24 protein-coding genes are annotated in these 24,477 nt (G+C 69.3%); 7 read left to right on the plus strand and 17 right to left on the minus strand.

The window, feature by feature from the left end; genetic code table 11:
- Nucleotides 1–10: 10 nt before the first annotated feature.
- Nucleotides 11–604 (minus strand): NfuA family Fe-S biogenesis protein, encoded by a 594-nt coding sequence (locus tag ACW5DW_RS08495; protein WP_457018321.1) that lies wholly within the window; start codon nucleotides 602–604, stop codon nucleotides 11–13.
- Nucleotides 605–728: 124 nt separating this feature from the next.
- On the opposite strand from ACW5DW_RS08495, the gene ACW5DW_RS08500 reads away from it, so the two are divergent.
- Entirely contained in the window at nucleotides 729–1,070 is a 342-nt protein-coding gene (locus ACW5DW_RS08500) for a 4a-hydroxytetrahydrobiopterin dehydratase (RefSeq protein WP_457018322.1), read from the plus strand.
- A 76-nt stretch (nucleotides 1,071–1,146) separates the two neighbouring features.
- On the opposite strand, the gene ACW5DW_RS08505 is transcribed toward ACW5DW_RS08500, so the two are convergent.
- From ACW5DW_RS08505 to ACW5DW_RS08555, 11 genes are all read right to left on the minus strand, one after another.
- A complete protein-coding gene (locus ACW5DW_RS08505) occupies nucleotides 1,147–2,400 on the minus strand; it encodes a glutamate-5-semialdehyde dehydrogenase (protein ID WP_457018323.1) in 1,254 nt (417 codons plus the stop codon).
- A 138-nt stretch (nucleotides 2,401–2,538) separates the two neighbouring features.
- Nucleotides 2,539–3,678, minus strand: coding sequence for a glutamate 5-kinase (gene proB / locus ACW5DW_RS08510; protein WP_457018324.1), 1,140 nt, complete (start codon nucleotides 3,676–3,678; stop codon nucleotides 2,539–2,541).
- A 4-nt stretch (nucleotides 3,679–3,682) separates the two neighbouring features.
- Nucleotides 3,683–3,952, minus strand: a complete 270-nt coding sequence (locus tag ACW5DW_RS08515) for a YciI family protein (protein ID WP_457018325.1) — start codon at nucleotides 3,950–3,952, stop codon at nucleotides 3,683–3,685.
- Nucleotides 3,949–5,241, minus strand: a complete 1,293-nt coding sequence (gene argH / locus ACW5DW_RS08520) for an argininosuccinate lyase (RefSeq protein ID WP_457018326.1) — start codon at nucleotides 5,239–5,241, stop codon at nucleotides 3,949–3,951. Before argH ends, ACW5DW_RS08515 begins: the two co-directional genes overlap by 4 nt.
- Nucleotides 5,238–6,221 (minus strand): N-acetyl-gamma-glutamyl-phosphate reductase, encoded by a 984-nt coding sequence (gene argC / locus ACW5DW_RS08525; RefSeq protein WP_457018327.1) that lies wholly within the window; start codon nucleotides 6,219–6,221, stop codon nucleotides 5,238–5,240. Before argC ends, argH begins: the two co-directional genes overlap by 4 nt.
- A complete protein-coding gene (locus tag ACW5DW_RS08530) occupies nucleotides 6,218–6,829 on the minus strand; it encodes a GNAT family N-acetyltransferase (RefSeq protein ID WP_457018328.1) in 612 nt (203 codons plus the stop codon). The genes argC and ACW5DW_RS08530 overlap by 4 nt, the downstream gene beginning before the upstream one ends.
- A 1-nt stretch (nucleotide 6,830) precedes the next feature.
- Nucleotides 6,831–8,156: an acetylglutamate kinase gene (locus tag ACW5DW_RS08535; RefSeq protein ID WP_457018329.1), complete on the minus strand. Its 1,326-nt coding sequence runs from the start codon at nucleotides 8,154–8,156 to the stop codon at nucleotides 6,831–6,833.
- Nucleotides 8,153–9,238, minus strand: a complete 1,086-nt coding sequence (locus ACW5DW_RS08540) for an acetylornithine deacetylase (RefSeq protein WP_457018330.1) — start codon at nucleotides 9,236–9,238, stop codon at nucleotides 8,153–8,155. Before ACW5DW_RS08540 ends, ACW5DW_RS08535 begins: the two co-directional genes overlap by 4 nt.
- 151 nt (nucleotides 9,239–9,389) lie before the next feature.
- Entirely contained in the window at nucleotides 9,390–10,592 is a 1,203-nt protein-coding gene (locus tag ACW5DW_RS08545) for an argininosuccinate synthase (RefSeq protein ID WP_457018331.1), read from the minus strand.
- A gap of 146 nt (nucleotides 10,593–10,738) precedes the next feature.
- Nucleotides 10,739–11,752 carry an N-acetylornithine carbamoyltransferase gene (locus tag ACW5DW_RS08550; RefSeq protein WP_457018332.1) on the minus strand — a complete coding sequence of 338 codons (1,014 nt, stop codon included), beginning with the start codon at nucleotides 11,750–11,752 and terminating at the stop codon, nucleotides 10,739–10,741.
- Between the two features lie 247 nt (nucleotides 11,753–11,999).
- On the minus strand, nucleotides 12,000–12,497 hold the full coding sequence (locus tag ACW5DW_RS08555) for a hypothetical protein (protein WP_457018333.1): 498 nt from the start codon (nucleotides 12,495–12,497) through the stop codon (nucleotides 12,000–12,002).
- A 182-nt stretch (nucleotides 12,498–12,679) separates the two neighbouring features.
- On the opposite strand from ACW5DW_RS08555, the gene cysS reads away from it, so the two are divergent.
- The 3 genes from cysS to ACW5DW_RS08570 all read left to right on the plus strand — a co-directional run bounded on the left by cysS (nucleotide 12,680) and on the right by ACW5DW_RS08570 (nucleotide 15,877).
- Entirely contained in the window at nucleotides 12,680–14,056 is a 1,377-nt protein-coding gene (gene cysS / locus ACW5DW_RS08560) for a cysteine--tRNA ligase (RefSeq protein WP_457018334.1), read from the plus strand.
- 130 nt (nucleotides 14,057–14,186) lie between these two features.
- A complete protein-coding gene (locus ACW5DW_RS08565) occupies nucleotides 14,187–14,627 on the plus strand; it encodes a SufE family protein (protein WP_457018335.1) in 441 nt (146 codons plus the stop codon).
- Nucleotides 14,628–14,698: 71 nt separating this feature from the next.
- Nucleotides 14,699–15,877, plus strand: a complete 1,179-nt coding sequence (locus tag ACW5DW_RS08570) for an MFS transporter (protein ID WP_457018438.1) — start codon at nucleotides 14,699–14,701, stop codon at nucleotides 15,875–15,877.
- Between the two features lie 414 nt (nucleotides 15,878–16,291).
- On the opposite strand, the gene dksA is transcribed toward ACW5DW_RS08570, so the two are convergent.
- Nucleotides 16,292–17,284, minus strand: coding sequence for an RNA polymerase-binding protein DksA (dksA, locus tag ACW5DW_RS08575; RefSeq protein WP_457018336.1), 993 nt, complete (start codon nucleotides 17,282–17,284; stop codon nucleotides 16,292–16,294).
- Between the two features lie 99 nt (nucleotides 17,285–17,383).
- On the opposite strand from dksA, the gene yidD reads away from it, so the two are divergent.
- The 3 genes from yidD (at nucleotide 17,384) to ACW5DW_RS08590 (ending at nucleotide 19,833) form a co-directional block, all read left to right on the plus strand.
- Nucleotides 17,384–17,617 carry a membrane protein insertion efficiency factor YidD gene (gene yidD / locus ACW5DW_RS08580; RefSeq protein ID WP_457018439.1) on the plus strand — a complete coding sequence of 78 codons (234 nt, stop codon included), beginning with the start codon at nucleotides 17,384–17,386 and terminating at the stop codon, nucleotides 17,615–17,617.
- Complete coding sequence (locus ACW5DW_RS08585) at nucleotides 17,618–18,964, plus strand: dihydroorotase (RefSeq protein ID WP_457018337.1); 1,347 nt, start codon at nucleotides 17,618–17,620, stop codon at nucleotides 18,962–18,964. It abuts the gene before it with no gap.
- Between the two features lie 65 nt (nucleotides 18,965–19,029).
- Nucleotides 19,030–19,833 (plus strand): M23 family metallopeptidase, encoded by an 804-nt coding sequence (locus ACW5DW_RS08590; protein ID WP_457018440.1) that lies wholly within the window; start codon nucleotides 19,030–19,032, stop codon nucleotides 19,831–19,833.
- 296 nt (nucleotides 19,834–20,129) lie between these two features.
- Here the strand turns inward: ACW5DW_RS08590 and ACW5DW_RS08595 are convergent, their stop codons facing one another.
- The 4 genes from ACW5DW_RS08595 to ACW5DW_RS08610 form a co-directional block, all read right to left on the minus strand.
- Nucleotides 20,130–21,080 carry a hypothetical protein gene (locus ACW5DW_RS08595; protein WP_457018338.1) on the minus strand — a complete coding sequence of 317 codons (951 nt, stop codon included), beginning with the start codon at nucleotides 21,078–21,080 and terminating at the stop codon, nucleotides 20,130–20,132.
- 17 nt (nucleotides 21,081–21,097) lie between these two features.
- Nucleotides 21,098–22,771: a sensor domain-containing diguanylate cyclase gene (locus ACW5DW_RS08600; protein WP_457018339.1), complete on the minus strand. Its 1,674-nt coding sequence runs from the start codon at nucleotides 22,769–22,771 to the stop codon at nucleotides 21,098–21,100.
- 51 nt (nucleotides 22,772–22,822) lie between these two features.
- Complete coding sequence (gene folE2, locus ACW5DW_RS08605; protein WP_457018340.1) at nucleotides 22,823–23,740, minus strand: GTP cyclohydrolase FolE2; 918 nt, start codon at nucleotides 23,738–23,740, stop codon at nucleotides 22,823–22,825.
- Nucleotides 23,741–23,813: 73 nt separating this feature from the next.
- A complete protein-coding gene (locus ACW5DW_RS08610; RefSeq protein ID WP_457018341.1) occupies nucleotides 23,814–24,470 on the minus strand; it encodes a phytoene/squalene synthase family protein in 657 nt (218 codons plus the stop codon).
- Nucleotides 24,471–24,477: the final 7 nt, after the last annotated feature.

Below are 24,477 nucleotides of genomic sequence, written 5' to 3' on the forward strand. Positions count from 1 at the left end.
GCGGGGTCCGTCAGTCCGCGCCGCGCGGCATGTACGGGGCCGTGCCCGTCTCGTGGTCGGTGGCGTCGCGCACCGCGGTCACGCCCGGCACCTTGCCCATCAGGGTGCGCTCGATTCCGTTCTTGAGCGTGACGTCCACCATTCCGCAGCCGTGGCAGCCGCCGCCGAATCGCAGCACGACCACGCCATCGGCGGTGACTTCCTGCAGGGCGACGTGGCCGCGATGCGAGGCCAGCTGCGGATTGATTTCCGACTCGATCAGCCAGCGCACCTGTTCGACCATCGAGGCCGATTCGGGCGGCGCCTGGCCCTTGATCTTCGGAGCGCGGATCTGCAGCTGCCCGCCGGTGGCGCGCGCCTCGTAGTCGATGCGTGCGCCATCGAGGTAGGACGCGGTGCCGGCGTCGAGCCACAGCGTGAAGCCTTCGCAGTCGATCGCCCACTCGTCGCCCTGCAGGTCGCCGGGCTCGGCGAATTCCAGCTGCACGTCGGCCTTGGCCGTGCCCGCATGCACGGCCGACAGCCGCACGCCAAGGCCAGGCAGCGCCTCGCGCTCGATCAGCTTGCGAAAATGCGTCTGGGCGCTCTCTGTAATATCGATCATGGTCCTGTCCGTCTTTGCACGTATTCTAGGCCGAGCCCGGCACCCGGGTCCCCCGTCGCGCCGCGGGCGGGGCCTTTGCACAAGATCCGTTCATTCCCGCGCGCCCCGTACAGGAGATTCCGCCATGTCGGACCTCATCCCGCTTGTCCAAGCCCACTGTATCCCGCGCCGCGGCGTGGAACACCGGCTGGGCGAAGCCCGCGTCCGCGAACTGCTGCCGCAGGTGCCCGGCTGGGCGCTGGCCGAGGACGGCCGGGCGCTGACGCGCACCTTCCGCTTCGACGATTACCACCGCACGATGGCCTACGTGAACGCGCTGGCCCACGTGGCCCATCGGGAAGACCACCATCCCGACCTGGGCGTGCACTACGACCGCTGCGTGGTGCGCTTTTCCACCCACGATGTCGGTGGCCTGAGCGAGAACGACTTCATCTGCGCGGCCAAGGCCAGCGCACTCGCCGAGTAGCGGCAGCGCGTCGGCACCTCGGGAGCGGCTTCATCCCTGATCGGGATCTGACGCCGCATCGCGGCTGAAGCCGCTCCTACAGCGCGTGCCGGGTCTGTCCTTCGCCGCGGACCACGAAGCGTTCGATTGTGAGTGCCTCCAGCCCCATCGGGCCATAGGCATGCAGGCGCGTGGTGGAAATGCCGATTTCGGCGCCCAGGCCCAGTTCGCCGCCGTCGCTGAAGCGCGAGGACGCGTTCACCATCACCACCGCCGAGCGCAGCGCCTCGACAAAACGGCGCGCGCTGGCAGCGTCGCGCGTGGCGATCACCTCGGTATGGTCTGAGCCGTGGCGGCGGATGTGCGCGATCGCGGCGTCGAGCGAATCGACCACGCGCAGGTTGAGCACCAGGTCGAGGTGTTCGGTGTCGAAGTCGGCCTCCGTCGCCGGCGCAACGCCGTCGGCGAGCGCGCGCGACGCGTCGTCGCCGCGCAGCGCCACGCCGTGCCCGCGCAGCGTCTGCGCGGCGCGTGGCAGGAATGTGCTTGCGACATCGGCATGCACCAGCAGAGTCTCGATGGCGTTGCAGGCACTGGGACGCGAAACCTTGCCGTCCACGAGCAGGCGCAGTGCAAGGTCCTGGTCCACGCCGGCATCGACGTAGAGATGGCAGACGCCCTTGTAGTGCTTGATCACCGGCACGCGCGCGTGTTCGGTCACGAAGCGGATCAGGCCCTCGCCGCCGCGCGGAATGGCAAGATCGACAATGTCGCTGAGCTGCAGCAGCGCGAGCATCGTCTCGCGGCGCAGGTCCTCGACCAGGGTCAGTGCGGCGGCAGGTATGCCGGCGGCCTCGAGTGCACGATGCAGGCTGGCGGCGATCGCGGTATTGGAGCGGATCGCCTCGCTGCCGCCGCGCAGGATGACGCCATTGCCGGCCTTGAGGCACAGCGCAGCGGCATCGGCGGTCACGTTTGGCCGCGCTTCGTAGATCATCGCCACCACGCCCAGCGGCATGCGCACGCGCTCGACGGAAATCCCGCTGGGGCGCACGTCGCGGCGCGTGACCTGCCCGACCGGGTCGGGCAGGTCCGCCACTTCGCGCAGCGCGGCGGCGATGGCGGCGACACGCGCCTGGTCCAGGCGCAGCCGGTCCAGCATGGCCGTGCCGACGCCCTTCTCCGTGGCGGCCGCAAGATCCTGTGCATTGGCCTGGAGGATGCCCGCGACATCGGCTTCGAGCGCATCGGCCATCGCGCGCAGCATCGCGTCCTTGGCCGCGGTTGGCAGCACGGCAAGCGCCTGCGCGGCGTCACGGCACTGGAGGGCGAGCTGGCGGATGTCGGTCATGTGCGTCGTGCGTTTGTCGGTGCGGTGAAGTGGCGCGCAGTTGGCAGGTGATGGTAATCCAGCGCGGCGGTGGTTCGTTCGACGGTTTCCTTCGCAACCTGGGGTGGGCATTGCGGAGATGGCGCCGCCGGGGGGCCGCTACACCAGCATCAGGTCGTCGCGATGGATCACGGTGCCGCCGTAGCTGTAGCCAAGCGCAGCTTCGATCTCGCGCGAATGGCGACGGGCGATGCGGCGGATGTCGGCGGCCGAATACTGGCTCACGCCGCGTGCGACGCGCCGGCTGCCGGATTCGTCACGCAGCAGCACTTCGACCATGTCGCCGCGGCGGAAGTCGCCTTCCGCGGTCAGCACGCCGCCGGGCAGCAGCGAGGCGCCCTTCTCCACCAGCGCGTTCGCGGCGCCGGCATCGATGATGATGCCACCGGGTTCGGCCGGTGCGTTCTGCAGCCAGTGCTTGCGCACGGCCACGCGGCTGCGCAGGGCGTGGATGCGGGTACCGGAGAGGCTGTCGCGCGCGAGGCCTTCCAGCACGTCGGCGCGGGTGCCGTTGAACAGCACGGTGGGCACGCCGGCGGCCGCGGCGCGCTGCGCGGCTTCAAGCTTGGTGCGCATGCCGCCGGTGCCCACTTCACTGCCCGAACCACCGGCGGCGGCGAGCAGCGCAGGCGTCAGCTGCGACACCACCTGGATCGGCTTGGCATCGGGATTACGGCGCGGGTCGGCGTCGTACAGGCCGTCGATGTCGGTGGCGATGAACAGCACGTCCGCGTCGACCAGCGCCGCCACGATCGCCGCGAGGTTGTCGTTGTCGCCGAGCTTGAGTTCGTCGACCGACACCGTGTCGTTCTCGTTCACCACCGGCACCGCGCGATGACGCAGCAGCGCCGCCAGCGTGGCGCGCGCGTTGAGATAGCGGCGACGGTTGCGCAGGTCGTCGTGGGTCAGCAGCACCTGCGCCACGTGGCGGTCGAGCAGGCCCTGCCAGAAGCCGATCAGGCGCGCCTGCCCAAGCGCAGCCAGTGCCTGGCGTTCGGCCATCTCGGCGCCGTCTTGCGGCTGCTCGCGCAGGATCGCGCGCCCGGCCGCGACCGCGCCGGACGACACCACGACCACCTGCCGCCCGGCCTGGTGGCAGGCGATGATGAAGCCGGCGATGGCCTGCGCGTAGCCGGTCGACAGCCCGCCGCCGTTTGCCGCCAGCAGGCTGCTGCCGACCTTCAGCACTGCGCGCCGCCACGGCGGCAGGCGTTGTTCGGAGAAGGCGGACGTGGTCATGGGTTCAGCGCGCCAACCACTCGTGCACGACGATGTCGGACGCACCGTGCATGGCCAGCGGATCGCGCGCGCCAATCGCCTCGGCCTCCTCCAGGCTGGCAATGCCGCGCAGCAGGTAGGCGCCGCCACTGCGATCGCTGAAGCCGCCATTGAGTTCGAGCAGGCCGTCGGCGCGCAGTTCGTCGAGGAAGGCGATGTGCGGCGCGACCAGTCGCTCGTCGAAGCCGGGGCGGCGCATCAGCAGCACCAGGTAGCGGGTCGTGGGCGTGCTCACAGGGTCTCCCAGCGCGCGCGCAGCTCGTCCAGCCGCAGGTCGGCCGCCGCACCAGGCGAGGTCCGCGCGGCCAGGCTGCCTTCGGGCGAGCGCCCCTGCCCCGCGCTGTCGGCGCTTGCGGCAGCGGCGCGGTAGGCATCGCGGAACGGCACGCCGGCCAGCGCGGCCTCCACGGCGACGTCGGTGGCGTACATGCCCGAGTCGATCGCCGCGCGCAGGCGATCTTCGCGCCATTCGAGGTTGGCCAGCAGCGCGGGCAGCAGCTGCAGCGCGGCGATCCCGCGGCCGAAGCCGTGGAAGATCGCGCCCTTCGAGGCCTGCAGGTCGCGGTGGTAACCCGAAGGCAGCGACAGCAGCTGTTCGATCTCGGTACGCGCCGCCGCCACGCTGGCGTGGGTGGCGCGCATCAGTTCGATCACGTCCGGGTTGCGCTTGTTGGGCATGATCGAACTGCCGGTGGTGTACTGCGCCGGCAGCGCGACGAAGCCGAACTCGGCGCTGGTGAACAGCGACAGGTCCCAAGCGATCCGGCGCAGGTCGAGCGTCGCCCCGCCGAGCGCTTCCAGCGCGGCCAGCTCGAACTTGCCGCGCGAGAGCTGCGCGTAGACGGGCGAGATCTGCATCCGCGCAAAGCCGAGTGCCTGCGTGGTGTGCTCGCGGTCGAGCTTCAGGTTGACGCCGTAGCCGGCCGCGGTGCCGAGCGGGTTGGTGTCGACCAGCCTGAGGGTGTCGACGGCACGGATCGCGTTGTCGATGAAGGCCTCGGCCCAGCCCGCCCACCACATGCCCGCCGAAGACACCACGGCGCGCTGGATGTGGGTGTAGCCGGGCAGCGGCAGGCCCTGTTCGGCTTGGGCGCGATCGAGCGCGACCTTCGCCGTGTCCCTCGACAGCGCAGCCACGCGCGCCAGCTTCTCCTTCAGCCACAGCCGCGTCGCCACCAGCACCTGGTCATTGCGGCTGCGGCCGGTGTGGATCTTGCGGCCGGCGTCGCCCAGGCGTTCGGTCAAGCGCGCCTCGATCGCGGAGTGCCCGTCCTCGAAGCGCTCGTCGAGCACGAAGGCGCCGGCGCGGAAATCCTCCGCCAGTTGCACCAGTTCGCGCTTGAGTCCGCCCAGCTCGTCTTCCGACAGGATGCCGATGCGCTGCAGCCCTTCGGCGTGGGCAGTGCTGGCCTGGATGTCGTGCAGGAAGAACTCGCGGTCCAGGACCACGTCATCCCCGGCCAGGAAGCGCTGGATATCAGCATCCACCGCGACGCCGGGCTTCTGCCAGAGCAGTCCACTCATCGTCCATCCTCCACCGGAAGCAGCGCGTCGGCGGGCACGCCGGCCAGCTCGTCGAAGCCGAACGCGAGATTGAGGTTCTGCAGCGCCTGGGTCGCCGCGCCCTTGAGCAGGTTGTCGAGCGTCACCACCACGACCACGCGCTTGCCGCCCGGCGCGACCGTGAACCCGCCGATCTCCACGCCATGGCGGCCTTCGATGCGGCTCACCCAGGGTGCGTCGTCAACCACGCGCAGCAGCGGTTCGCCGGCGTAGCGCTCGCGATACAGGGCGCGTACCTGCTGCACCGTCACCGGCTGCTGCAGCCAGAGGTTGACCGTCATCGTGATGCCGCGAAAATGCGGCGCCACGTGCGGCATGAACTCCACCGGCACGCCCAGCCGCGCCGAAACCTCACGCTCGTGCATGTGGTCGGCGAGCGCGTATGGCATCAGGTTGTCGCGCAACAGCTCGGCATTGTTGCGGTCCGAGGGCATGGTGCCCGCGCCGGAATATCCCGACACGCCAAAGCACTGCGGCGGACCGGCAAGCCTGTCGAGCAGCGGTGTGATCGCCAGCTGCATCGCGGTGGCATAGCAGCCCGGGTTGCTGATCCGCGCCTGGTCCGCGCCGCGTGCGCGGGTCAGCTCCGGCAGCCCGTAGTACCAGCCTTCGTCGAAGCGGTAGTCGGCGGACAGGTCGACGATCACCGTATCGGGCTTGGCAGCGTCCAGCGCAGCGACGAAGGGGGCCGCCTTGCCGTTGGGCAGCGCCAGGATCACCGCGTCCGCACCCTTGGCCGCCACCGCATCCGCGTCGAGGCTTTCAAAGCGCAGCTCGCCGGCATAGACGTCGTTGTGGTCGGCCACGCGCTGGCCATCGAGCTCCCGCGATGACACGAACGCCAGCCCAAAGCCCGGGTGGTCGTGGATCATCCGGATCAGCTCGCTGCCGGTGTGGCCGCGCGCGCCGACGATGCCGATGGAAACGGGAGATCTGCTCATTGACGGGATTCCAGACGGTACTGCAGGTTGCTGCGCACGGCCGGCCACTCCGTGTCGAGGATGGAGAACACCACGGTATCGCGCAGGGAGCCGTCGGCATGGCGCTTGGCGTTGCGCAGCACGCCGTCCTGTTTCGCACCCAGGCGCGCGATGGCCGCGCGCGAGGCGTGGTTGAACCAGCTGGTCTCGAAGCTCACGTTGACGCAGCCCAGGGTCTCGAAGGCATGTCGCAGCAGCATCAGCTTGCACTCGGTGTTGAGGCCGGTGCGCTGCACGCGCGGCGCATACCAGGTGTAGCCCAGCAGCAGCTTCGGCACCTCCGGCTCAAGTCCGTAGAAGCGGGTCGTGCCGACCACGACGCCACCGGCATCGCGTACCGCGAACGGCAGGACGCAGCCGTCGGACTGGGCCGCAAGCGCCACATCGACATAGCGGCCCACGTCGTCCGGTGCCGGCACGTTGGTGAACCACAGCCGCTCCAGGCCACTGCCCTCCACCGCCGCGCGCAGCCCGTCCACGTGGGCCGCATCGAGCGGCTCGAGCACGGCATGGGCGCCGGGCAGTCGCGGCGCCGTGCGCCATGCGGTGGGCAGCGAGGCAATGGACATGTCAGCCGTCCAGCAGCGTTGGCACGCGCGTGGCGCAGTGGGCCACGCAGCGCTCGATCTCGGCGAAGCCGTCCAGGCCGTACCAGAACACCTTCCACTTCTCCTGCTTGAGGCAGCCGTCGGATTCGGCGTAGTAGAAGATGTTGATCTGGTTGTTGTGGCGCGAGCGCCAGAACAGCCGCGGCGTCTCATCGTGCATCAGGTTCCAGACCGCGCGGCCCAAGCCCTCCCCCTGCGCGTCGTCGAGCACGGCGAACTTGTCGAGGTAGGTCACGCCGCCGCCGTCGGTCAGCACCACCGCTGCGCGGTAGTTCTCGCTGACGTAGGCACGCAGCAGCGGCGTGCGCTCGAAGTAGTCGGGGACCAGGCGGCGGCCGAAGCTCGACTCGATCAGCTCACGCAGGCGGCCCAGGTCGAATTCGTCCCACGAGGTTCCGCGCAGCACCTTCTCGCCACGGCGCACCAGTGTTCCCGAGCCCCTGTGCGTGAACAGTTCCTTGGCCAAGTCGGCCGGCCGCGTGATCGAGACCGAGGACTCCAGCGGCAGGTGGTCGAGCAGATCCTTGATCTGCTCGATCTTCACCTTCATGCCACCGTTGATCCACGGCTGCTGCATCAGATGCTCGTACTCGCTCGACAGGTTGATCGAGTCGATCAGGCTGCCGTCGGCATCGAGCAGGCCGCCGGTGCCGGTGAGGAAGATGATCTTGTAGGGCTGCAGGACGCGCACCAGCTCGCTGGCGGCGAAGTCGGCATTGATGTTGAGGATCTGCCCGCCCGGGGTTTCGCCGAGGCTGGCGATCACCGGGATCGAGGTCGCCTGCAGGCTGGCCTCGATCGGCGCCAGGTTGACCCGGCGCACCTCGCCGACCAGGCCATAGGTCGCCTGGTCGAGGTATTCGGATTCGAACACGCCGCCGGTGATCGAAGTCGCGCGCACGCCGTTCTGCTGCAGCGCTTCGACCAGGGCCAGGTTCGAGGCCTGGAACACGCGGCGCACGATCGCCAGCGCCTCGGGCGAGGTCACGCGCAGGCCGTTGACGGTTTGCTTGTCGATGCCCGCGGCGGACAGCTCGGCATCCAGCTGCGGGCCGGCGCCGTGCAGCACGATCGGGGTCAGGCCAACTTCCTGCAGGAACGCCAGCGACGAGGTCAGCGCCTCCAGGTCGTCGCGCAGCACCGCGCCGCCGACCTTCACCACGGCGAAGCGCTTGGCGTCGATCTGCGAGAAGCGCTTGAGGTACTGGCTGATCTCCTTCGCGCTGCCCATGCTCGAAAGCAGGCGCACGATGGTCTGCCGGGTCTGGCGGTTGGCTTGGATGTTCATGCGCTCAGGATGTCGCGGACGATGCCGCCGTAGCGTTGCAGTTGTTCAAGCGAAACCCATTCGTCGGCGGTGTGCGCCTGGGCGATGGCGCCAGGGCCGAACACCAGCGCGGTCATCCCTGCCTGGGAGAACAGCGAGGCCTCGGTCCAGAAATCCACCGCGTTGCCGATCGGCAGGCCGAGCTCGTCGGCGAGGTCGCGCGCGGCCAGGCGGCGCTCCTCGGCCGCGGCGATGGCGCCGGACGGCAGCGAGGGGCCGCGGAAGGTTTCCTCGTAGGCCTCCAGGCCTTCGGGTGCAGCGAACCCGCGGAAGGCCGCGTGCAGTTGGTCGATGTCGTGCGAGGGCAGCGGACGGAAGCCGAAGCGCACCTCGGCCGCCGGCGCGATCACGTTGGCCTTGATCCCACCCTCGACCCGGCCGATGTTGAAGCGCAGCCCAGTCAGTCCGCCGAAACGCCGGTGCGATTCCATGCCGACGAAGTCGAGCGCACGGCTGCTCCAGCGCACCGCGTGGTGCACCGCGCTCGCGTCCAGCGCGGCCGTGCCCGAGGCGTGTCCCGCCTTTCCGCGGAACGCCATGCGCACCGCGCTGATGCCGCGATGCGCCAGCACCGCCTCGCACTCCGTCGGCTCGGCCACGACCACGTCGCGGAAACCGTGGTCGCGCGCCAGGAAGCCGGCAATGCAGCGCGGATCGTTGGCCTCCTCGTCGCTGCTGAACAGGAAGGCCGCGTCGCCCTGCGTCACCTGCGCCGCGGCAATCAGGCCGGCCGCCGCGCCCTTGATGTCGCAGGCGCCCAGCGCGGTCGCGCGCTCGCCGTCCACGCGCAGCACGTGCGGATCGGCGCTCCAATGGGGCGAGGACGGCACCGTGTCCAGGTGCACGTTGAACAGCCGCGTGGGATTGCCGCGCACGGCGAACAACGACACGGCGCCGGCACCGTGGTCGCTGACCTCGATGCGGAAATCCGGCAGCTGCGCACGGACATAGTCGAAGATGCCGCCGGCGGTGATCGCACGCGGCGGATTGCGGGTGTCGAATGACACCAGGGCTTCGAGGTGTTGGAGGATGGAAGGCAGCATGGCGATGTTCGCTATCGGGATCCGGCCCAGGCCGTCATCCCGGCGCAAGCCGGGATCCACCTTGGCTTTCCGGGCTGTCCGGACAATGGATTCCAGCTTGCGCTGGAATGACGGCCCGGGGAATGACGGTGCCGGGGATGACGGTTGCCGCTCAGCGGTTGACCTCCGCCCAGAGTGTGCTGCTCATTCCGAACAGCTTGATGAAGCCCTCCGCCTCCTCCACGCCCCAGTCCGCCGACTGCGCGTAGGTGGCGCCCTTCGAATGCAACAGGTGCGGCGATTCCACCGCCACCGCATCGACGCGGCCGCCGCGCGTCTCCAGCACGACCTCGCCGTTGACCATCGTCTGGGACGAGGCCAGGAATGCCTCAAGGTCGGTCTTGAGCGGGTCATGGAAGAAGCCCTCGTACACCAGCTCCACCCACTTGCGCGCGACCTCGGGCTTGAACCGGTTCTGCTGCTTGGACAGCACCGCCTCCTCCAGCGCGCGGTGCGCCGTCAGCAGCGCGACCAGTCCCGGCGCCTCGTACACGATGCGGCCCTTGAGGCCGATCACGGTGTCGCCGGTGTACATGCCGCGGCCGACGCCGTACTGCGAGAACAGCTTGTTGAGCTTGCCCAGGATCTGCTCGCCCGGAAGCGCCTTGCCGTCGAGCTCGACCGCTTCGCCGTTGACGAACTTCAGGACGACCGTCAACGGCTCGACCGGCCACGCGCTGCGCGGTGCGCACCAGCCGCGCGTGCCTTCGCCCGGGGCCTCCCACTGGTCGATCTCGCCGCCGGACATGGTCACGCCCAGCAGGTTCTCGTTGATCGTGTAGGCCTTTTGCTTGGCACGCACGCCGAAGCCGCGCTCCTCCAGGTAGGCCTGCTCGTAGGCGCGGGTCTGGGTGTGTTCCTTCTGGATCTCGCGGATCGGCGCGATGATGCGGTAGTCGCCGCTGGCCTTGATCGCCAGGTCGAAGCGCACCTGGTCGTTGCCCATGCCGGTGCAGCCGTGGGCGATGGCGTTGGTGCCCAGTTCGGCGGCGCGCGCCAGCGCGGCGTCCACGATCAGGTAACGGTCCGAGACCAGCAGCGGGTACTGGCCCTGGTAGCCCTCGCCGGCCCACACGAACGGCTTGACGAAGCCCGCCCAGATCGCAGGGCCGCCGTCGACGGTGACGTGGCTGGACACGCCCAGCTCGGCGGCGCGCTTCTCGATGACCGCACGCTCGTCGGCATCGACTCCGCCGGTATCGGCAAACACGGTATGCACGGTCCAGCCGCGCTCCTGCAGGTAGGGCACGCAGAAGCTGGTGTCCAGGCCGCCGGAAAAGGCGACGACGATGTCTTTGGATTCGGAAGCGCTCATGTCAGGTTTCTCGTACTGCTCCCTCCCCTGCTTCGCGGGGGAGAGTTGGGTGGGGGTGTGGGACGGGGTGAAACTTTACGGCGGCCGTTTGCCGCCATCCCGGCCTTGCCCCTGCATGCCGGGGCAAGGAGCAAAGCGAGTAAGCGTTACTGTCGCACCAGCGCGGCCATCACCGCCTTCTGCACGTGCAGGCGGTTGCCGGCCTCCTCGATGGCGATGCAACTGGGCGCATCCATCACCGCGTCGCTGGCCTTGACGTTGCGTCGCAGCGGCAGGCAGTGGCTGAAGACGGCGTTGTTGGTCAGCGCCATCTTGGCCTCGTCGACCATGAAGTGGCGGTACTGGTCGCGGATCGGCTTCTCCGGCGCCCAGTTACCGAAGTACGGCAGCGCGCCCCAGCTCTTGGCGTAGACCACGTCGGCGCCGGCGTAGGCGCTCTCGATGTCGTGGCTGACGGCCAGCGAACCGCCGCTCTCGGCGACATTGGCCTGCGCCCAGCCCATATAGCGCTCGTCGAGCACGTATTCGGGTGTCGGGCACAGCAGGGTCACGTCCATGCCCATGCGCGTGGCGATGGCCAGTGCCGAGTTCGCCACTGCCGTGTTGAGCGGCTTGGGATGGTAGGTCCAGGTCAGCACGTACTTCTTCCCGCGCAGGTCGGTGGTGCCGAACTGCTCCTGCAGCGCCAGCACGTGGGCCAGCTCCTGGCAGGGATGGGTGATCGTCTCCATGTTGATCACCGGCACCGGCGAGTACTTGGCGAACGCCTGCAGCACCACGTCCTGGCGGTCGTACTGCCAGTCGACGAACTTCGGGAACGCGCGCACGCCGATCAGATCGACATAGCTGCCGAGCACGCGCGCGACTTCCGCGATGTGCTCTTCGGTGTCGCCGTCCATCACCGTGCCCAGGTCGAACTCGATCGGCCAGGCATCCTTGCCGGGCTGCAGCACGATGGCATGGCCGCCCAGCTGGAACGCGCCCAGCTCGAAGCTGGTGCGGGTGCGCATGGACGGGTTGAAGAACACCAGCGCGATGGACCTGCCCTTGAGCTCATCGCCGATGCGGTTGCGCTTGTACAGCGCGGCCTGCGTGAGCAGGGCATCGAGGTCTGCGCGGCTCCAATCCTGCGTGTTCAGGAAATGCTTCATCGAGGGCATCCAGTGGTCGAAGAACGTTCGGTTGGTGGCGCGGAAACGAAAAAACCCAGCCTGGAAGCTGGGTTTCGGCATGACGGAAACAACGTCCGGTCGACCCAGCTCAGGTGCGGGAGTCCGGTCGACGTGCGCGCGAGGTCATGCCTGCCGCCATGCGGGCGGAGGTCAGGATGTCGGCGTGGGCAAGGACGTTTTTCACGGGCGGCATCGTCTCATGGCGGCACCGTGCACTGCAACACAAACGCTGCAATCAAGGGGTTTCCGTTGCAACCACCGGCGTCACCGACACGCGCACCTGCACGCGGTTGCCCGGGTCGACCGGCAGCCGCGAGCGGTACTTCACGCCCTTGTGCACGTAGTCGACGTCGTAGCCGACCGGTCGACGGAACTCGCGCTCCACCGGCACCATCCGGCATTCGCCTCCGGCCGACGGTGCCACTTCCTCGACTTTCGGGTCGGGAGTCAGCGCCCCCTTGACCACGCCGATGACGCGGGCAAAGCCGGTCTTTCCATCGGCGTCGTCGACCGGGGTCGACGCCTCGCAGCGCTCGACCATGCTGGTCGCGCGCAGGGTCTGGTACACCGGCTCGGCACGCAGCACCTGGGCGTAGTCGATCCGCACATTTTCCGGCTGCGAAGGCGGCGCCGGCGCAGCGGGCTGCTGCGCAGCCACCGGCAGCGCCAGGCACAGCGCCAGGGCAGCAGGCAGATAGCGACGGGGGGCAGCGAAGGTTGCAGGACGGACCATCCGCGGCAGTGTAGGCGAGCGATGCCGGACCCGCGCTGAACCCTCGCGCCTGTCGGCAGTGCCCTGTGCGTCATTGCGACGCCGGGCTTCCGCAGGGCCCGCGCAGCGTCGAGCGGGTGGGCGGCGGTATCCGCTGGCCTGCGTACGCTCTAGAATCGCCTGCTTTCGCCTGCTGCGTGCCGATGTCCCTGCGCCTGTTCAACAGCCTCACCCGCCAGGTCGAAGCCTTCGCGCCACTCGACCCGGCCGGCCCGACGATGTACCTGTGTGGGCCAACGGTCTACAGCTACGTGCACATTGGCAATGCGCGCGGGCCGGTCGTGTTCGGGGTACTGGCTGCCCTGCTGCGCCGCCGCCACGGCACGCTGCGCTACGCGCGCAACATCACCGACGTCGACGACAAGATCAATGCCGCCGCCCGCGCCCAGGGCGTGCCGATCTCGACCATCACCGACCGCTTCGCCGCCGCCTACCGCGAGGACATGGCCGCGCTGGGCGTGGACGGCGCGTTCGCGCCCGACATCGAGCCGGCCGCGACCGCACACATCGGGCAGATGGTGGAGATGATCACGCGGCTCATCGAGTCCGGCCACGCCTACCTGGCCGAGGGACATGTGCTGTTCGCGGTCGACACCTTTGCCGGCTACGGCAAGCTCTCACGCCGCGATCCGGACGACATGCTGGCCGGTGCGCGAGTGGAAGTGGCACCGTACAAGCGCAGCGCCGGCGATTTCGTGCTGTGGAAGCCGTCCACGGAAGACCTGCCCGGCTGGGATTCGCCATGGGGCCGCGGCCGGCCCGGCTGGCACATCGAATGCTCGGCGATGGCGGCCGCGCACCTGGGCGAAACCATCGACATCCACGCCGGCGGCGTGGACCTGCAGTTCCCGCACCACGAGAACGAGGTGGCGCAGAGCGAATGCGCGCACGGCGGCCGCATCTTCGCCCGCACCTGGCTGCACAACGGCATGCTGACGCTTTCGGGCGCGAAGATGTCCAAGTCGGTGGGCAACATCGAGAAGGTGCACGACCTGGTCGGCCAGCATCCGCCCGAGGCGCTGCGCTACGCGCTGCTGTCGGCGCACTACCGACAGCCGCTGGACTGGTCGGATTCGCTGATCGAGCAGAGCGTGCGCACACTGGACCGGCTGTACGGCACGCTGCGCGACCTCGGCGATGTCGACGCGGGCCCGGCGATCCCGCAGGCGGTCGAGAGTGCGCTCGACGACGATCTCAACACGCCCGCTGCGCTGGCAGAGCTGGCCCGCATTGCCGGCGAGGCACGCAAGGCGCAGTCGACGCAGGATCGCGCGCGCCTGAAGGCGGAACTGCTGGGCGCGGGCCTGGCGCTGGGCCTGCTGCGACAGTCGCCGCAGGCATGGTTCGCGCGCGGCGCATCGGGTGATGACGAGGCGCGCATCCAGGCGCTGGTGGACGAGCGCGCGGCGGCGAAGAAATCGCGGGACTTCGCGCGCGCCGATGCGATCCGCGACCAGCTCGCGGGCGAAGGCATCCTGCTCGAGGACACGCCGCAGGGCGTACGCTGGAAGCGGGCCTGAGGCCTTCCTCGCAGGCGCAGGATGCGCGATACGAGACCCGAGTGGGGACGGGGCCGACGTGGCGCAAGCCGGGCCCCACCCCAACCCTCCCCCCGCTTCGCGGAGGAGGGAGCACATCAACAGGAACGACGTGAACGACTCCCCCTTCCCCCTCGAATCCACTGCCGCCGAGGCCCAGGCGACGATCCGTGAGGAATTCGCCTTCTTCAGCGACTGGTCCGAGCGCTACCAGTACCTGATCGACCTCGGCCGCAAGCTGCCGCCGTTCCCGGATGTGCTCAGGATCGAGGAACATCGCCTGCTTGGCTGCCAGTCGCTGGTCTGGATCGTTCCTTCGGGCGACGCCTCGCGCCTGGATTTCGCCGCGGCCAGCGATTCGGCCATCGTCTCGGGGCTGATCTTCCTTGCCCTGCGCGTGTACTCGGGGCGCAGCGCGCGCGAGATCCTCGACAACGACGCCAGCTACATCGCCGATATCGGCCTGGCCAAGCACCTGTCGCCGACGCGCAGCAATGGCCTGGCCTCGCTGCTGGCCTTCATCCGCGAGGCTGCCCAGCGCGCGCTCGCGTGAGCCGCGGTACGACCACCCGCCCGCAGGACAGCCGCGCGGCACCGCTGCGCAACCGCGACTTCCGCCTGCTGATGGGGTTTCGGATCTTCACGATCCTTTCCTACCAGTGCGTCGCGGTGACGGTTGGCTGGCACGTCTACGAGCTGACCCGCGACCCCTGGATGCTAGGCCTGATCGGCCTGGCCGAGGTGCTGCCCTACTTCTGCGTGGCGCCGTTTGCCGGCTACCTGGTGGACGTGCTGCCGCGGCGCCGGCTCGGTGCCCTCGCCGCCGGCTGCCTGGCGATCACGCCGCTGCTGCTCGTCGCGATCGCCACGGGCTGGTGGGCATCCGCCGGCACGGCCGCGATCTACGCGGCCATCGCGCTCACCGGCTGCGTGCGCGCCTTCCTCGGCCCGGTCTACAACGCGCTGTTTGCACGCGTGCTGCCGCGCGAGCAGTACGTGCGCGGCGCCAGCCTGGGCAGCATCGTGTTCCAGTCTGGACTGGTGACCGGGCCGGCGATCGGCGGCGTCCTGGTCGGCTGGGCCGGGAAACCCGTCGCCTACGGCGTGGCCGCGGTGTTCGCGGTGTGCGCGGCGGTGGCGATGCTGCGCCTGCGGGTCAGCGAACCGGCGCCGCAGCTGCAGCGTGCGCCGATCTTCGCCAGCATCGCCGAGGGCGCGCGCTTCGTGTTCGGCCACCAGGTGCTGCTGGGCGCGCTGGCGCTGGACATGTTCGCGGTGATGTTCGGCGGCGCGATCTCGCTGGCGCCGGCCTTCATCCAGGAGATCCTGCATTACGGGCCGGAAGGCCTCGGCATCCTGCGCGGCGCACCGGCACTGGGCGCGGTCGCGGTGGGCATCTGGCTGGCGCGGCATCCGTTGGACCGCCATGCCGGACGCGTGCTGCTGCTGTCCGTGGTCGGATTCGGCTTGTGCATGGTGGGCTTCGGCCTGTCGGGCGCGTTCTGGCTGTCGGCCTGTTTCCTGCTGCTGTCGGGGGTGTGCGACGGCGTGTCGGTCGTCACCCGTTCGACCATCATGCAGCTGGCCACGCCCGACCACATGCGCGGGCGCGTCTCGTCGATCAACGGCCTGTTCGTTGGATCATCCAACGAGATCGGCGCCTTCTACGCCGGCTCCATGGCGCGCCTGCTGGGCCTGGTGCCCGCCGTGGTCCTGGGCGGCTGCGTGACGATGGGCGTGGCTGCGGTCACCGCATGGCGCGCGCCACGGCTGCGCAGACTGCAGTTCAGCGAACTGAAGTGAAGGGATGGAGATTCGGAGCGAGGGACGAGCTCCGCAATTTCGGTCACGGCCCTCCGCCAGCAATGAAAGGAGGCTCTCCTCCCATTCGAGGAGTCAGTCGGATTGCAAGCAAATGGATCAGGTCTGCGGCCGGGGGTCGTCCCGGGCCGGGGGTTGCTCCCCGGCTCGGTCAGCCATCCATGGCTGACTCGCCGCCGCAGCGCATCCATGCGCTGCTCTCCGCAACCCCCGCCCCGGAACGACCATCGCCCAGTGACTGATGTGGCTTCGAACAGATGGCATCGAAGCTTCGCGCCAGAAGCAGCGGCGTCCAATTCGAAGCCCGCACGGGACTTCCAGCAACCGTGCCCACCTTCGCCCTTGATTGGGAGAAGAACCAAGAAAAACCCCGCTTTCGCGGGGTTTTTCTGGACCTCAGTCGCCCATCTGCTTCTGCATATGTTCCCAGCGTTCCTGGGCGTCGATGGTGCGTTCGGCCTGCGGGCGCGCCTCCAGCCGATCGAGGCCGATTTCCTCGCCGGTTTCGACGCAGTAGCCGTAGTCGCCTTCGCCGACGCGGCGGATGATGCTCTCGATCTTGTTGATCAGCTTGCGGTAGCGGTCGCGAGTACGCAGCTCGAGTGCGTTCTCGGTCTCGCGGCTGGCGCGCTCGGCCTCGTCGCCGACGTCACGCACCTCGTCCTTGAGGTTCTCGATGGTCTGGCGCGACTCGTCGACCAGTTCCTCACGGCGGCTGAGCAGCTTCTGCCGGAAATACTCCAGCTGCAGCGGGTTCATGTACTCCTCGTCCGCGCTCGGCCTGTAGCCCTCCGGGGGGATCGGACGGCCGGTTTCCGGATCGGTCTCGTAGGGCACCACCTTGACCTTGGCGCGCGGCGCCGGGGTGGAGGACCTGCCGGTCAGGGCGACCGCGACCTTGCCCTGCACGCGCGGGCGGTTGCTGACCCGCGCCGGCGATGCCTTGCTGGCCTGGGGCGCGGCGGGCGCGGCCTTGGTCTTCTTCGCGACCGCTGCGCTCTTGCTGGCCGGTGCCGGCGCGGCCTTGGCCACGGCGGACTTCTTCGGCGCCGGTGCCGGCCTGGCCGGGGCGGTCTTCACCGCCGGAGCCGCCGCCTTCTTCGCGATCGGCTTGGCCGCCTTCTTCACGGGCGCGGGCGCCGCCTTCGCGGCCGGCTTCACGACCGCAACCGGTTTGGCCGGCTTGCGGACCGCCGGTGCGACCTTCTTCGCCGGCGCCTGCTTTGCGACCACCTTTTTCGCAGCCGGCTTCACGGCCGCCTTCTTCACCGGCGACTTCTTCGCTGGCGCCTTGTTCACTGCCTTGGCTGCGGGCTTTGCCGCCTTGGCGATGGGCTTTGCCGTTTTCGCTGGCTGCGCGGGCTTTTTCGCCGACTTCTTGACTGCCACTTGATGCGATCCCTCTTGATTCCCTTGGACGGGAAAAGCGGGGTGTTATACCCTGCCCCGGCGGCAGCGGCAACCGCGCCGGAGTTTTCCACCATCGCCGTGATCGATCGCCTCCTCATCGCCCTGCTGCGCGGCTACAAGCGCTTCATCAGTCCGCTGCTCGGCCCGCGCTGTCGATTCGTGCCCAGTTGCTCGGAATACGCGATGGAGGCAATCGGGCGGTTCGGCGCGCTGCGCGGCGGCTGGCTGGCCCTGCGCCGGATCGGCCGCTGCCATCCCCTTCACCCGGGCGGCCTGGACCCAGTGCCGCCCAAGACCGATGGAAACGGCTGAATGTCCGACACCCTGATCGTGAACGCCCGGCTGGTGAACGAAGGCCGTGAATTCGAGGGCGACCTGCGCATCAGCGGCGATCGCATCGCCGCGATCGGCAGCGGCCTGTCCGCGCGGGCCGGCGAGACCGTGGTCGATGCCGCCGGCCGACGCCTGCTGCCGGGCATGATCGACGACCAGGTGCATTTCCGCGAACCCGGGCTCGAGCACAAGGCCGACATGGCCAGCGAATCAGCCGCGGCCGTCGCGGGCGGCCTGACCAGCTTCATGGACATGCCCAACACCAGCCCACCGACGCTCAACCGCGAGGCGCTGGAAGACAAGTATTCGCGCGCGGCCGGCCGCGCCCGCGCCAATTACGGCTTCTATTTCGGCGCCAGCAACGACAACCTCGAAGACGTGCGCGGCATCGATCCACGCGCCACGCCCGGGCTGAAGGTGTTCATGGGCGCGTCCACCGGCAACATGCTGGTGGACAACCCGCAGACGCTGGACGCGATCTTCCGCGACACGCCGGTGCCGATCATCACCCACTGCGAGGACACGCCGACCATCGACGCGATCCTCGCCGAGTATCGGGCGAAGTACGGCGACGACATCCCGGCCGCATGCCACCCGGACATCCGCTCGCGCGAAGCCTGCATCAAGTCCACCCGCCTGGCACTGGAGCTGGCGCGTCGCCACGACACCCGCCTGCACGTGCTGCACATTTCCACGGCCGACGAGCTGGCGCTGTTCGAACGCGGGCCGATGATCCGTGCCGACGGCAGCCGCAAGCGCATCACCGCCGAGACCTGCATCCATTTCCTGCGCTTCGACCGCGCCGACTACGCACGGCTGGGCCACCAGATCAAGTGCAACCCGGCGATCAAGGACGCAAGCGACCGCGCCGCCCTGCTCGAAGCGCTGGCGGGGGACGTGATCGACGTGCTGGCCACCGACCACGCGCCGCACACCTGGGAGGAAAAGCAGAACCCCTACGTGCGCGCGCCCAGCGGGCTGCCGCTGGTGCAGTTCGCCCTGGTGGCGGCGCTGGAATGCGTGCACGAGGGACATTTCGATATCGCGCGCGTGGTGCAGAAGTTCGCGCACGCGCCGGCGCAGCTGTTCGACGTGAAGGAGCGCGGCTTCCTGCGCGAAGGTTTCTTCGCCGACCTGGTGCTGGTCGAGGACACGCCGTTCACCGTGCGGCGCGAGGACGTGCTCTCCAAGTGCGGCTGGTCGCCATTTGAGGGGACGACCTTCCGTTCGCGCATCGCCTCGACCTGGGTCAATGGCGCGCTGGCCTGGAACGGCGCCGAGCTGGTCGGCTCGCCGGCGGGCCGACGCCTGGAGTTCGCACGTTGAGGTCGGGGCGCAGCCTGCGGGCACGGACCCTGGCGGTTGCGGCCAGCGTGGCGCTCGCAACAGGTATTGCTGGCAGCCTGCCGGTGTTGGCGCTGCCGGAGGCGGCCACTTCGGACCAGCGCGTGGTCTTTCCTGCCAGCGTCCATCAGGGCGCGATGGTGATCGGCAAGGTGCCGCCGGGCAGCGCGGTGGAATACGCGGGCCGGCGCCTGCGGACCACCGGCTACGGCACGGCGGTGTTCGGGGTGGGACGCGATACCGCCGGCCCGCTGTCGGTGAAGGTGATCCGCCCCGACGGCAGCAGCGAACAGGTCCGCATCGCTGTCACGCCGCGTGACTGGCCGCTCCAGCGCGTGGACGGGGTACCGCAGAAGACGGTCGATCCGCCGCCGGCCACCGCCGAACGCATCCGTCGCGAACAGGCGCGCGTGTCCGAGGCACGGCTGCGCGACGACGCACGCACCGATTTCACCACGCCCTTCGTCCGCCCCGTCGAAGGCCGCATCAGCGGGCGCTTCGGACGTGCGCGCGTCTACAACGGCAAGCCGGGCGCACCACATTCGGGCATGGACATCGCCGCCGCCAGCGGCACGGCGGTCAAGGCGCCCGCGGCAGGCGTCGTGACCTTCGCCGACCCGGACCTCTACCTCACCGGCGGCACCGTGCTGATCGACCACGGCCACGGCATCAGCAGCAATTTCCTGCACCTATCGCGGATCGACGTGAAGCCGGGCGACCGCGTGGAACAGGGACAGGTGATTGCGGCGGTGGGCTCGACCGGACGCTCGACCGGGCCGCACCTGCACTGGGGAATGAGCTGGTTCGACGTGCGGATCGATCCGCAGCTGGTGCTGGAACGACAGCTCTAGGACCGTCACTGCTCCGCACGCGGCGGCACGTTGCAGCCCCTCCGCGTCCCCTCGATCCGCCCCAACGCTGTCATCCCGAGCGCCAGCGAGGGATCTGCGCATGCAACCACCAAAGCCAGATCTTCCACTGCGTTTGGATGGCGTCGGCTGTGGAGCCGGTGTTTTGGCCACGGATGACGCGGATCAGGTCATGGCAGACCCCCGGTGAGTCGCTGCAACGCCATCCGTGCTGCTAATCCGCGTCATCCGCGCAATCCGTGGCAAAACCTTCGCCAGACTGGCGTCCCCCTTCAGGATCACCCCGCGTCGCGCTGCATCAGCCGTCCCAGCAGCGACAGGCTTGGCGAGACCGCCAGGTCCTGCGGCGAGACCAGTCGCGGGTTGGGGCTGGGCACCACGGTGCCGGGGCCACCCATCCGCGCGTCCACGGCTTCTGTCCCCGCGCCTGCCAGCAGCCCGCTCTGGCCCAGCACCGCCTGGCGTGCCAACTCCAGCTCCTCGTCGCTGATGTCCGCTAGCGCCTCGAACTCTGCATGCAGGCCATGCACCTGTGCGCTGCGCATCGAGTTGAGCTGCATCCGCGTTGCCTGCAGGCGCTGCTGGCCCTCGGGATGGAGCAGCGGCCAGATCTCGTCGAACAACGTCTTCCAGTCGATTTCCGGGAACGGCGCGGTGCCGCGCTCACCGACCACGATCACCGGCGCCAGCCGGCCCTGCGGCGTGGCCGCACATTCGGCGTAGGCGCGGTACACCACTTCGCTGCAGACCACGCTGTCGGTCTGGTCCGGCACGGCGTGGTCGAGGGCCACGCGGACCACCAGCCTGCCCAACGGGTGCGTCGGCCACTTGCCGCGCACGGCCATGATCGCGCCAAACAGGGCCAGCTGGTCGATGGGGTAAGGGGTGCCGAGCAGGCTCACCGCCCTGGAGAGCACGGCTGCACTGTCGGCGCCGGTCAGCGGGGCAGCGCCTTGGCCCTCCATCCGCAGAGCGTCGATAAAATGGTACTTGGTCTTGTTTTCCAGGCGCGTGGCGATCGGATAGCGACGCACGCCCGCAGTCGAGGCCTCGATCAGGTCGCCCGCGTCGGCCACGATGGCTGCGTGGCTGTAGATGCTGTCGCTGGCCCAGGCGATCAGGTCCGACAGCGGCCCATCGCCCATCATCAGCAGCACGTCGCCGGTGCGAAGCTCCGCTGCGGGAAGAGGAAGAGTAGGTGTCGCTGCTTTATCCGCTTGCATATCCATGGCGATGACTCCTTGGGTCACGTGGTCCAGAGGCCTTCCGGTGGGGAGGCGGCCAGGGCGCGGTCGCGCCCGGCCGACTTGCTGGCGTACAGCGCCGTGTCTGCCCGCTCGAACAGGCTGGACATCGATTCGCCCGGCGTCAGTTCGGCCACGCCGATGCTCAGCGTCGAGCGGATGCTGGCATCGGGCATCGACAGCGGCCGGCAGTTGACCGAGACCCGCATGCGCTCGGCGATCCGCAGCGCCGAGTCCGCGTCGTGGCCCGGCAGCACCACCAGGAACTCGTCACCGCCGTAGCGGCCGAGCGCGTCGCTGCGACGCAATTGATTGCGCAGCCGCCAGCACACGATGCGCAGGCATTGGTCGCCGACGCTGTGTCCGTGGCGGTCGTTGATGTCCTTGAAGCAGTCCACGTCGATGAACGCGATCGACAGCGAACCCTTGCGGTTGCGCGCGGCCTCGACTTCCTTGAACAAGCGCTCTTCGATGCCGTGCCGGTTCAGGGTCTTGGTCACCGGGTCGACCGAGGCCTGGCGGCTGGCGTGGTCGCGATCGCGGCGCAGCTGCAGCAGCTTGTCCGACAGGCCCAACGCCAGCAGCAGGCTGGCGAGGACGAAACTGCCGGCCAGCCCCTGGCCGAGCCACGTGGGGCCGACCCAGAAGCCCATCATCTCCGCAGCGGCCAGGCCGCAGAACACCATCAGCCCGCTCCACGAGGCCAGGACCACGCGTGCCGCACGTTCGCCCCTCAGCGAAAGCACGCTGCTTGCCGCCAGCAGGACCACGGCCGAATACAGCAACGAGAGGTTGCCCGCCAACGCGAGCACCTTCCAGGTCGCAAATACTGAAATGCCCCCCGCGACCGCTGCAACCAGGGTGCCCCCGCGAAGCAGGTGGTCGAACACGGGTGCCTTCCGACGCAGATCCAGGTAGGCGCTCTGGAACAGGTTGCTGAACACCACGCCCAGACACCCAAGGACGCGGTTGGCCCTGACATCACCGAACACGTCCGCGCCACCCAGCCAGCGCAGATCGCCGCTGATCGCCGCCAGGTAACCGAACGCAAAGATCAGCATGGCGCTGAAGTACGCGTAGCTGCGCTCGCCGGTACCGCCCCAGAACGCAAGCCCCAGGACCGCGAGTACCGCCAGGCTGGTCAGCACCAGGCTTCGCCAAGCGACGAACACCAGATCTTCCCGATGCACCTGGTCGCGCGGTTCCACCGACAGCGGCGACACATTGCTGGAGCGGTGCTCCACGCGCAGCCACACCGCCTGCCCCGCCGGGATCCCGTGGGGCAGGTCGATCACCAGGGCGCGGTGCGAGTAACGGTCGTCGGCATGTTCACCGTAGAGCGCGTGTCGGGTGGGCGCTACGGAACCGGGTGTCCAGGCTTCGACCTGGTAGTAGCGCGGCGAGCGCATCACCAGCTGCGGCGCGTCAGCCGCATCGATCGGCGCGGCGGCCTCGATCCTCCACCATTGCGCCTCGCGCCCGGCCTGCTGGAGATAGGGCGTCGGCTGTGGGGGTAGCAGCCGCGCGTCGTGCCGGCCTGCCAGCACCTCGGCGACCGGCGGGTCGTCGCGCAGTTCGCGCACGCTCAGACCGACTGCACCCGCCAACGACGGGCACAACAGCAGCAGGCACAGCAGCCAGCCGCACCACGCATCACGATGACGTGGATCCCCCATGGCGCGATCGTATCCGATCGCCGCTGTCGGGGAACCATCGGCGGACCGGGTTCAGCGGGCCGAGCTGACCCTCGCCACGGCGTCGTGGGCGTGCAGGCTCTCGAAATGCGACACGGTGGCCTCGAAACGCTCGACCCGCGCGTCCGCCTGCAGCGCCGCGGCAACACGGCGCGCGGCGTCCTCGCAGAACATCAGGTTGGCGGCGTTGAGCGCGGCAAAGGCCTGCTCGTCCTCGCGCTTGACCGCGGTCTGCACCGGCGTGCCCAGGCTGTCCTCGATCGCGTCGACCAGCTCGGCCAAGGGCAGCCGGTCGAAGGCGGGGCGCAGGCGCACGCTGATGTCGGCGCGGCTGCGCTGCGCGTGCGGCGTGGCGGCCAGCCCGCGCGGCGAGGCCAGCCAGTCATGGACGACGCCAACGGACAACGGTTCGGCCGCGGCGAAATCCCCGGCGAAGCGCTCCGCGTTGAGCTGCCGCGACAGCGCCGCGGAGGCGGGGCAGGTGCTCGAATACTCGACCGAGAACGCCAGGTCCAAGGCCAGGTGGCCATCGGCCAACTGCGCCGAAAGTTCGACCGGGTAGGTCTTCCAGCCGCTGTGCCCGCTGGCCAGGGCGGGCCGCCGCAGCATGTGCCCGTAGCGGATCACCACGCGTGCGCTCGAGGACAGGCCCTGCTGCGAGTCGATGCAGTCCTGCAGCACCCGGCGCAACATCGCGTGGCCCGGCAATTCGCTGGCCAGCGCGTCCTGCAGGCGCAGGTAAAGCCGCGACATGTGGATGCCGCGGGCGTCGGGGTTGCACAGGTTCACCGCCACGTCGACCATGGCCGGCACGAGGTGGGTCTCCCCGCCCTCCCCTGCGATACGCAGCGGCAGCGAGATGCGGTCCATGCCCACCCAGTCGAGCACTCGGGCGGCGCGGGCGGCATCGCCGGCGACGTCGGGCAGGTTGCGGGCGGGGGTCTGGGTCACGGGACATCCAACAGCGGGAAAGGCGACAGTTTAACGGCCCAGGCTGCAACGCCCGCGCAACGCTGCGTTGTCGCTATCCGCAGCGCGCGGCGCGCCAGCCGGCAAGCAGCAGGCGCAGCGTTGCCGGTCGCACCATGGCCTCGCCGCTGGCCTGCCGGCGCAGGCGCTCGTCGAGGGCGACCTGGTGCAGGCGTCGCGGCCGGGTCAGGCCCACCGGCGCGGCACCCATGCCGGCTTCGGGCAGCGGGCCACCCTGCACCAGCGCGCGCATGGCGCGCAGGTCGCCTACGCCGGCGGCGAGCGCGGGACCCTGCACCGCGCTTCCGTCGAACAGGGCCGCCTCGCAGGCGAGCATTGCGCCGACGAAGAGTTCCAGTGCGCGGTTGTCGTCGCCTGCCGATTCGGGCGCACGCGTGGCGGGCAAGGCAGCCAGCGCCCGCCCCAGGGGTTCCCAGGGCGCCTCAAGCCGCTGCAGCGTCACGCCCAGCGGATGCCGCCGCGCGCCCCTGCTCCAGCCGACCAGTTCCTCCTGCCACCAGGCCAGCTTGGCCAGCCCCGGCGCCGGCTCCGCGCCGGCCCAGGCCGCATCGCCAAGCTCCTGCAGCAAGGTGAACCAGGCCGCGACCACGCCCCGCTGCGGCGCCGGCACGAAGATGGTGAGCAGTTCCCACTCGGGCCAGCGCGTGCGCCACTTGCCAAGGAAGCTGTCGAGCGAAGCGGAATCGTCCATCGCCTTA

Source organism: Luteimonas sp. A482 (assembly GCF_054072655.1).